Annotated in this window: 9 protein-coding genes; 3 read left to right on the top strand and 6 right to left on the bottom strand. The window is 67.7% G+C overall.

The genetic code is table 11. The features are described from left to right. Window positions 1–121: 121 nt before the first annotated feature. Window positions 122–715 (bottom strand): class I SAM-dependent methyltransferase, encoded by a 594-nt coding sequence (locus EKH81_RS15255; protein WP_132058890.1) that lies wholly within the window; start codon window positions 713–715, stop codon window positions 122–124. 146 nt (window positions 716–861) lie between these two features. On the opposite strand from EKH81_RS15255, the gene EKH81_RS15250 reads away from it, so the two are divergent. Then, window positions 862–1,089: a transcriptional regulator gene (locus EKH81_RS15250; RefSeq protein WP_132058830.1), complete on the top strand. Its 228-nt coding sequence runs from the start codon at window positions 862–864 to the stop codon at window positions 1,087–1,089. A 25-nt stretch (window positions 1,090–1,114) separates the two neighbouring features. Here EKH81_RS15250 and EKH81_RS15245 read toward each other — a convergent pair whose 3' ends face one another. Together EKH81_RS15245 and EKH81_RS15240 are read right to left on the bottom strand one after the other, a co-directional pair. Further along, window positions 1,115–1,768, bottom strand: a complete 654-nt coding sequence (locus tag EKH81_RS15245) for a cyclase family protein (protein WP_132058829.1) — start codon at window positions 1,766–1,768, stop codon at window positions 1,115–1,117. Window positions 1,769–1,853: 85 nt separating this feature from the next. Then, window positions 1,854–2,522, bottom strand: a complete 669-nt coding sequence (locus EKH81_RS15240; RefSeq protein ID WP_202935166.1) for a DUF2238 domain-containing protein — start codon at window positions 2,520–2,522, stop codon at window positions 1,854–1,856. A 116-nt stretch (window positions 2,523–2,638) separates the two neighbouring features. Here EKH81_RS15240 and EKH81_RS15235 point away from each other — a divergent pair, with 116 nt between their 5' ends. Further along, the gene (locus EKH81_RS15235) at window positions 2,639–3,832 is read left to right on the top strand and encodes a CaiB/BaiF CoA transferase family protein (protein ID WP_132058828.1); all 1,194 of its coding nucleotides are present in this window, start codon (window positions 2,639–2,641) and stop codon (window positions 3,830–3,832) included. Window positions 3,833–3,842: 10 nt separating this feature from the next. Here the strand turns inward: EKH81_RS15235 and EKH81_RS15230 are convergent, their stop codons facing one another. Then, window positions 3,843–4,046: a type II toxin-antitoxin system HicB family antitoxin gene (locus EKH81_RS15230; RefSeq protein WP_132058827.1), complete on the bottom strand. Its 204-nt coding sequence runs from the start codon at window positions 4,044–4,046 to the stop codon at window positions 3,843–3,845. 120 nt (window positions 4,047–4,166) lie between these two features. Between EKH81_RS15230 and EKH81_RS15225 the strand changes: the two genes are divergently transcribed. After that, complete coding sequence (locus tag EKH81_RS15225) at window positions 4,167–5,336, top strand: XdhC family protein (protein WP_132058826.1); 1,170 nt, start codon at window positions 4,167–4,169, stop codon at window positions 5,334–5,336. Here EKH81_RS15225 and EKH81_RS15220 read toward each other — a convergent pair. Both EKH81_RS15220 and EKH81_RS15215 read right to left on the bottom strand, forming a co-directional pair. Then, on the bottom strand, window positions 5,288–5,908 hold the full coding sequence (locus EKH81_RS15220) for a nucleotidyltransferase family protein (protein WP_132058825.1): 621 nt from the start codon (window positions 5,906–5,908) through the stop codon (window positions 5,288–5,290). The genes EKH81_RS15225 and EKH81_RS15220 overlap by 49 nt on opposite strands. Window positions 5,909–5,968: 60 nt before the next feature. Then, window positions 5,969–7,201: an AI-2E family transporter gene (locus tag EKH81_RS15215; protein WP_132058824.1), complete on the bottom strand. Its 1,233-nt coding sequence runs from the start codon at window positions 7,199–7,201 to the stop codon at window positions 5,969–5,971. Between the last annotated feature and the right edge of the window lie 219 nt (window positions 7,202–7,420).

Here is a 7,420-nt window from a genome sequence, read left to right as displayed (position 1 = left end):
CCGCGGGGCCCGGCGCGCGGTGGTCCCCCGCGGGCCCCTTCCGCCCCGCGGCCGGGCCCCCCCCCGCGCCGGGAAATCGGTGCGTGCCGTGCTCACGGCGTCCGGGCCGTCTGCCGTGGAATTACCGCTCGAACACGACCGCGTAGTGGTACGGCGGCAGGTCGATGCGCCGTTCGACCGAAAAGTCGCTGGCTTCGAGGACGGCGGTTTCCGTCTCGTCGGGACCCATTCGAAGGTCGGTCGGCGGTCCTCGGGGTTCTCCCGTCACCGTGGTCGCCGCTCGGGGAACGTCGCGCCAGTTCACGACCGCGAATCGCCCGCCGGGTTCGAGCGCGTCGAACGCCTGCGTCACGACGGTTTCCGGCTCCTCGATTCCGTGAAACGCGTTCGCCAGCAGTGCGAAGTCCACGGTTTCGGAGAGGTGGTCGCCGAGTTCGCGCGCGTCACCCCGAATTGGAATGACGTTCTCGATTTCGTGGCGGTCTGCGAGCGCGCCGAGTTCGTCGAGGAGGTCCCCGTCGATGTCGAGGGCGTAGACCGGCGCTGGCGCGGCGATTCGCGCGGCGGGGAGCGCGAAGTAGCCGTTTCCGGAGCCGATTTCCGCGACCGACGTTTCCGATTCGACCCCGAGACGCCGGAGTGTCGCGCCGGGAGTCGGCCACAGTCGTCCCCACCAGTCCCAATCCGGCTGTCCGGTGTTCCGAAACCGCGTCATCGACCGTCGCTTGCGCGCGCATCCGCAAGCCGATTTCGCTTCGCCGCCGTTTTCGTCCGCCCTGACCTCGGCTAATTTCGGCGTCTCGACCGGCGGAACGCCGAAAATCGGTAGGGCTTTTATATTATGGGGTGGAACTCACGCGTATGGAACAACTGCTCGAGAGCAGACGGACTGAGACCGACGTAGACCTCTCGCGGGACGCCGACGACCTCGATTCGCGGCTGTTCTGCGGCCGGTGCGGCGAGCGGTTTCAGGAGTCCGAAGCCACACGAGACGGCTGGTACTATCGATGCCCGAACGACGACTGCGACGGCGAGGGGATTCACGACGACCTCTACCCGGTCAAGGACGTTCTGCCTTCGACTCACTGATTTCGCTTCGATTCACTGACTGCGACTACCAGACGGCAACCGCCCTCGCGGGCGCGCCGTCGGCGTCGGCCAGCGCCAGGGGGTACGCCCGGAGTTCGAATCGCTCGGGGAGGTCGGCCAGTCCGGTGAGATTTTCGAGGATAAGCCGCTCGCTCCCGAGCAGGGCGTGGTGCGCGGGCACGCCCGACGGCTCTCCGTCCGCTTCTCGCCCGCGCCGGCTCGGGGAGGGGTCCACGCTCAGCGCATCCACGCCCACCGACCAGCCTCGCTCGGCGCACGCTTTCGCGGCCGCCGCGCTCAGATACGGGTGGTCGAAGTACCGGTCCTCGGTCCAGTGGTCTGCCCATCCCGTGCGAATCACGAGCATCCCGAAATCGGCCTCGGATTCGTCCGGCAAATCGCCGACTCGAATCGGCTCGCGGGCCTCCTTCCCCGAGCAGTCCACGAGTCGGGCGTCGAACGCGAACCGTCCGACTTCGAACTCGTCCAGATTTCGCCCGCCGGGTTCGGTGTGGCTCGGCGCGTCGAGATGGGTCCCGGCGTGGCTTCCGATACCCACCGCGGTTACGCGGTAGCCGTCGTCTTCGTGGGTCGCCGCCGGACTGATTTCGACTTCAGGGTCGCCCGGATAGACGGTCGTCTCCCCGTCGAGGGGATGGGAGAGGTCGCGAGTAGGCACGCTTCGGAGTTCGGGTTCGAGGCTCTTTCCTCCGTCGGAATCGAGTTCGAGCGGCCGCCACGGCGGCCGCTCGTAGGGCGACTGGCTACTCGCGGTCAGTCTCCTTGTCGGTCTCGTCGGTTCCGACCCGTCGGTCGAACCACTCGGCGTACGCGCCGACGCTTTCACGGATGTGTCGCGTGGCGAACGCCGAGACCACGAGCGCGCCTACCATGTCGAACACGAGGTCGAGCATCGTGTCTTCGAGGCTGTACTGGATTAACACCGGTCTGACCCCGAGCGCGAACGCCGCGCCGTTCGCCGCGAACTCCAGCACCTCCCAAATCACGCCGAGCGCGACCACGAACAGGAAGACGAACACCGCGAGAAATCGGGGCGGAAAGCGAACGTCCTCTGAGTGCTCGTCGAACGCGAGCGTGACCGTGTAGCCGATGACCGCCACGACCGACGCCGAGAGACCGTGGGTCGCGTGGTCCCACCACCACGTCGTCTCGTAGATGCCGAGCATCCCCACGGTGTGGAGACAGATGGAGAGCGCGATGAGCGCGCCGAGTCGCGGGTCGAGCGGAAGCCGGAAGTCGCGTTCGAGAACGCCGGGGAGAAGCGTGACCAAGAATCCGAGCGCGGCGTTCACGACGACCGCGGCGTTTCGCGTGAGGAGACCGACCGCCAGCACCCCGAGAACGATTAGCTGGAGCACTCGCGCGAGCGTCCGAGACCGGGAGACGCGTCGGCCGAAAAACGGGACGGTCATCGGTGGTGTGCGGTCACTACGCGTTCGGGCGTTAAAATCCCGCTCACTGCACGACTCTCGAACGTCGTCCGCCGCGGAGCGAAGATTTTTGTGACCTCCGGGAAGTGGTCACACCCATGTCCGACAAGATTTTCGACGGCGTTCGCGTCCTCGACCTCTCGACGTTCGTGACCGGTGGGTTCGCTACCCTGATGCTCGCGAATCAGGGCGCGGAGGTAGTGAAGGTAGAACGCCCCGACGCTGGCGACGACAATCGCCACGCTGGCCCGCCGTTCGTGGACGGCGAATCGCCGTACTTCTGGACCATCAACTACGGCAAGCGGAGCGTCGAACTGAACCTCAAAACCGAGGAGGGACTCGCGGCGCTCTACGACCTCGCGGAGTCGGCCGACGTGTTCGTCCAGAACTACCGGCCCGGAACCGCCGAGCGACTCCACGTGGACTACGATTCGATTCGCGAGGTCAACGACGACATAGTCTACTGCGCCATCTCGGCGTTCGGCCAGACCGGGCCGTGGCGCGAGCGACCGGGCTACGACCTGCTCGTGCAGGGAATGAGCGGCATCATGAGCGTCACGGGCGAAGCGGACGGAATGCCGACCAAAGTCGGCCTACCTCAGACCGACCTCATCACGGGGATGTGGGCCGGATTCGGCATCTCGAGCGCGCTCTACAGGCGCGAGCGAACCGGCGAGGGCGAGTACATCGACCTCGGGATGCTCGACGCCGCGCTCCCGTGGCTGACCAAGCAGGCCGGGCGCGTGTTCGCAGGCGAGACGCCGTCCCGAATGGGCAACAAGGACCCCGTCCTCGCGCCGTACCAGACATACGAGACCGCCGACGGCCACATCAACATCGCGTGTCTGAACCAGAAGCTCTGGCGCGCGCTCTGTGATGCCATCGGCCGCCCGGACCTTCCCGACGACGACCGATTCGAGACCAACGCCGAGCGCGTCGAAAACATGGCCGCGCTCGAAGCCGAAATCGAAGCCGAACTCACCGAGCGCACCACCGACGAGTGGATGGAGATTCTGGTCGAGGCCGGGGTTCCGGCCGGGCCGGTTCAGGAGGTCGAAGACGCCCTCTACAACGAGCAGACCGAGGCCCGCGGCGTCGTCACCGAAATCGAGGACGGCGACCGCGAGGTGCCGGTCATCGAACACCCCCTGAACTACGCCCACTCCGAGAGCGGATTCGAGTCCGCGCCGCCGAAGTTGGGTGCGGACAATCGCGAAATCTTCGCGGAGTTGGGGTATTCGGAGGCCGAAATCGAGTCGCTCGTGGAGGCAGGCGTGTTCGGCGAGGAGTGAGGGTCGGTACTCAACCGTCGTTCAGGAACTCTGTTGGGTCGAGAGTCCTCTCGGACTCTCCGCTGTCGAATCCGACTGCGCCGCCGAGCGCGGCACCGAGCGCGACGAGCGCCATCGCCCTGCTTTTCCCGCGTCCCGTGGCACCCGTTTCGGTGTCGATGGCCGTGTACTGCCCGTCGTCTCGGGTAATCTTGACGGGAGACTGGGTACTCATTACGTTAGTGTATCCCGTGTGAGGATATTAATGGTTGCCCTCTAATCCCGTTCGGCTCTCTTCTGCTCGTCTCTCCCGTTCGACGCCAACACTAAATACCGCGATTAGCTATCAGTTTCCATGAACGCGACCCCGGACCCGTGGGCCGCCAGCACCCTCGCGGTTCGCGAGACTCTGCGCGACCGCATCGGCACGGAAACCGCGGTCGCCACCGTCACGGGCGTCGAGGGCGCGGCCTATCGTCGTCCCGGCGCGAAGATGGTCCTCGGCGACGACGCCACCGGAGCCATCACCGCCGGGTGTCTCGAAGGTCCGGTCGCCGAACTCGCCGAGCGGGCCGTTGCCGACGGCCCGCTCCGCCAGACGTTCGACCTCACCGACGAGGACGACACGTGGAGCTTCGGTCTCGGATGCAACGGCGTCATCGACGTGCTGGTCGAACCCGCCGACGGGAGTTTCTCGCTCGCGCTCGCCCGCGCCGACACGGGCGAGCGCGCCGCCCTGCTGACCGTCGTCGGAGGGGACGCCTCGGCTCTCGACGGAACGACCGTCGGCGCGCGCGTCCTCGTGGACTCGACGGGCGACGTCGAGACGACCGACGCCCGGCCCGCGATTCCCGACGACGTTCTGGCGGGCGTCCGCGAGACGGCCCGCGAGTTCGCGGCGACTGGGCGCTCGGACACCGTCGCGGTCGAAACCGAGGCGGGGACCGTCGAGGCGTTCGTGGACGGCTACGCGCCCGTCCCCGAGTTCCTCGTGTTCGGAAGCGACAACGACGTGCGGCCGGTCTCGCGCCTCGCTAGAGACGCCGGATTTCGGGTCACGGTCGCCAGCGCGCGCGGCGCGCGCGCCGACCCCGAGCGATTCCCGGCGGCCCATCGCGTCGAAGCGACCCGCCCGCCCGAGGTCACCGACCTCGTGGACAGGCCCGCCGACACCTACGCTGTCGTGATGTCGCACAACTTCGTGGACGACCGACTCGCGCTCGCGGCCCTGCTCGACACCGAGATTTCCTACGTCGGACTCATGGGACCGCGCAAGCGATTCGAGGAGATGCGCGACGCGATGGCCGAGGCGGGCGTCGAACTCTCGGCGTCCGACCGCGACCGAATCTCGACACCGGTGGGGCTGGACCTCGGCGGTGGCGAACCGACGCAGGTCGCGCTCAGCGTAGTCACCGAGGCGCTCGCGGTCGCCAACGGTCGGGAGGGCGGTCGGCTGTCGAGTCACGAGGGGCCGATTCACCCGCGTCCGGACCCCGGTTCTGATTCCGAGTTCGACTCGTCCTGAATCTCCCGGAGGTCCGCGCGCGTGTCCACGTCGCGGTGGATTCCGGGGTCGTCCACGTCCACCCACTCCACCGCCTCGGATTCGAGGAGCGCCCGACCGCCCGTGTCGCCCTCGACGCGGGCGAGCGCGTCGAAGTGGCGCGCGCCGAACACCACCGGATTCCCGCGCCGCCCGTCGTGCCGCGGCGCGACGATTTCGGACTCGTTCGCGCCGTCGCGAAACGCCGCCACCAGTTTTTCGACCGTCTCGACTCGCACGCGGGGCATGTCCCCGAGCGCGAACACCACGGCGTCGGCCCCTGTCTCGCGGGCGTGAGCGACCACCCGGCGAACCGACGCGCTCTGGCCGCGCTCGTAGTCGGGATTGTGGAGGATTTCGACGCCCTTTGGGAGCGCGTCCGAGACCCGGTCTCGGTCGCGACCGGTGACCGCGACCACAGAGTCGAGGTTCGCCTCGGTCAGCGTGCGCGCCGCGCGGGCCACCACGGGGTCGCCGTCGATGGTCGCCAGCAGTTTGTTCCCCCCGGCGAACCGGCGTCCGGTCCCGGCGGCCAACAGCGCTCCGAGTATCATCGTCCGTGGTTAGGCGACTCGCGGCAAAGTTCTTTGGTCGATTTCGGGTCCTTCGGCCGTTCACGCCTCTCTTTCGTCGCCTTCGCCGTCGCTCCGCTCATCGCCCGTCTGCTCGTCGCCGGTCGGTTCGTCGGTTTCGCCGCCGTCGGCCGCCGACGACTCGCTCGGGGCCGACCCCATCGACCCCGCGGCGTCCACGTCGGGCGTGAGACGGTCGCCGTGGAGGAGTTCGGTCAGCACGATTCGCACCGCTTGGAGCACCAGCACCACGAAAATCGGCAGGAGGAAGAAGCCGTACCACCCGAACAGAATCGGCCCGAGCAGGTACGCGAACATCAGCACCCCGGTGTGAATCTCGCGCCCGGTGATGTACGGCTGGAGGAACGTCTGGGGGAGGATGTCGAGAAACAGGAACGACGCCACGAGCAGGCCCGCAGGGTAAACGAGTAACGCACCGCCCGACCCGACCGCCGTCGCAGCGACGTACGCGACCACCGGAACGTACACCAGTTTTCCGACCACGAGCGGGATGAGGCTGGTCACGCCGGTCAGGAGCGCCAACAGAATCGCGAACGGAATCGAGAGCGCGGCGGGCGCGACGAGATTGAAGCCGTAGTACACCGCGGTCGCGAGAATCGCGACCGCGGCGATGAACAGGACGTTGCCGAAGAACACCGTTTCGAGGTCGTCGTCCACCGCGGTCGCGTAGGCGTGGGCCGCCGTCTCGCGGTCGGCGACGCTTCCCCGAAACCACGCCGCGATTCGGTCGCCGTCACGGAGGAGGTAGAACGCGAACGCGAACGCCAGCGAAACGTGGACGAGTCCGCCGACCGCCGCCGCGAGCACTGCGAGTCCGCCCCCGAGTACCGACCCGGCCTGCCCGAACGGGAGCGACCGCACCGACTCCGGCGGGTCGGTCACCAGCGAGACGAGGTCCTGCTGGCCGCGCGTGAGTTGCTCGACGTTCAGCGCGGACGCGACCACCTCCGCGAAATTCTCCTCGCCCGCGAGCGAGACGAGGTCGGCCATACCCGCGACGACGACGTACGTCACGACGAGCAGAATCGGCACGACGAACCCGAGCAGGGTGGCCGCCGCGGCGAGTCCGTCCCGGCCGATTCGCGACCGAATCCGACCGAAGACCGGCCGCGCGGCGTAGTAGACGAACAGGCCGAACGCGAACGTCCCGACGAACGAGTAGGCGAGAAACGCGACTCCCAACCCCAGCAGTCCGAGGTAGAGCCACCACGCGGCGCGGTTTCGGTCGCGGTCGAGGATTCCGGTCCAGTTCACGGGTCGGAGTTCGGCCGGACTCGTCTTCGATTCGCGACGGTCACGAGCGCCACGCCGTCTTCGAAGTGGTACGTCGCCATGTTACGCCAGCCACGACGTTCTCCGGCATAACTGCTGTTGCCGAACTTGGGTGTTAGGGTGGCGAGCGGTGGGGGGGGGGGGGGGGGGGGGGCCCGCCCCCCGGGGGGGGGGTTTTTAGTGACACACGGGGGACAAGTG

This window comes from Halorussus amylolyticus (assembly GCF_004143485.2).
Taxonomy (GTDB): domain Archaea; phylum Halobacteriota; class Halobacteria; order Halobacteriales; family Haladaptataceae; genus Halorussus; species Halorussus amylolyticus.
Note: the sequence above shows the minus strand (reverse complement) of the source record. Positions and strands in the feature narration are given on the sequence as shown.

Bases quoted from the DNA above. Each gene is read 5' to 3' on its own strand.
- EKH81_RS15255 (WP_132058890.1), bottom strand. From the start codon at position 715: ATGACGCGGTTTCGGAACACCGGACAGCCGGATTGGGACTGGTGGGGA.
- EKH81_RS15250 (WP_132058830.1), top strand. From the start codon at position 862: ATGGAACAACTGCTCGAGAGCAGACGGACTGAGACCGACGTAGACCTC.
- EKH81_RS15240 (WP_202935166.1), bottom strand. From the start codon at position 2,522: ATGACCGTCCCGTTTTTCGGCCGACGCGTCTCCCGGTCTCGGACGCTC.
- EKH81_RS15235 (WP_132058828.1), top strand. From the start codon at position 2,639: ATGTCCGACAAGATTTTCGACGGCGTTCGCGTCCTCGACCTCTCGACG.
- EKH81_RS15230 (WP_132058827.1), bottom strand. From the start codon at position 4,046: ATGAGTACCCAGTCTCCCGTCAAGATTACCCGAGACGACGGGCAGTAC.
- EKH81_RS15225 (WP_132058826.1), top strand. From the start codon at position 4,167: ATGAACGCGACCCCGGACCCGTGGGCCGCCAGCACCCTCGCGGTTCGC.
- EKH81_RS15220 (WP_132058825.1), bottom strand. From the start codon at position 5,908: ATGATACTCGGAGCGCTGTTGGCCGCCGGGACCGGACGCCGGTTCGCC.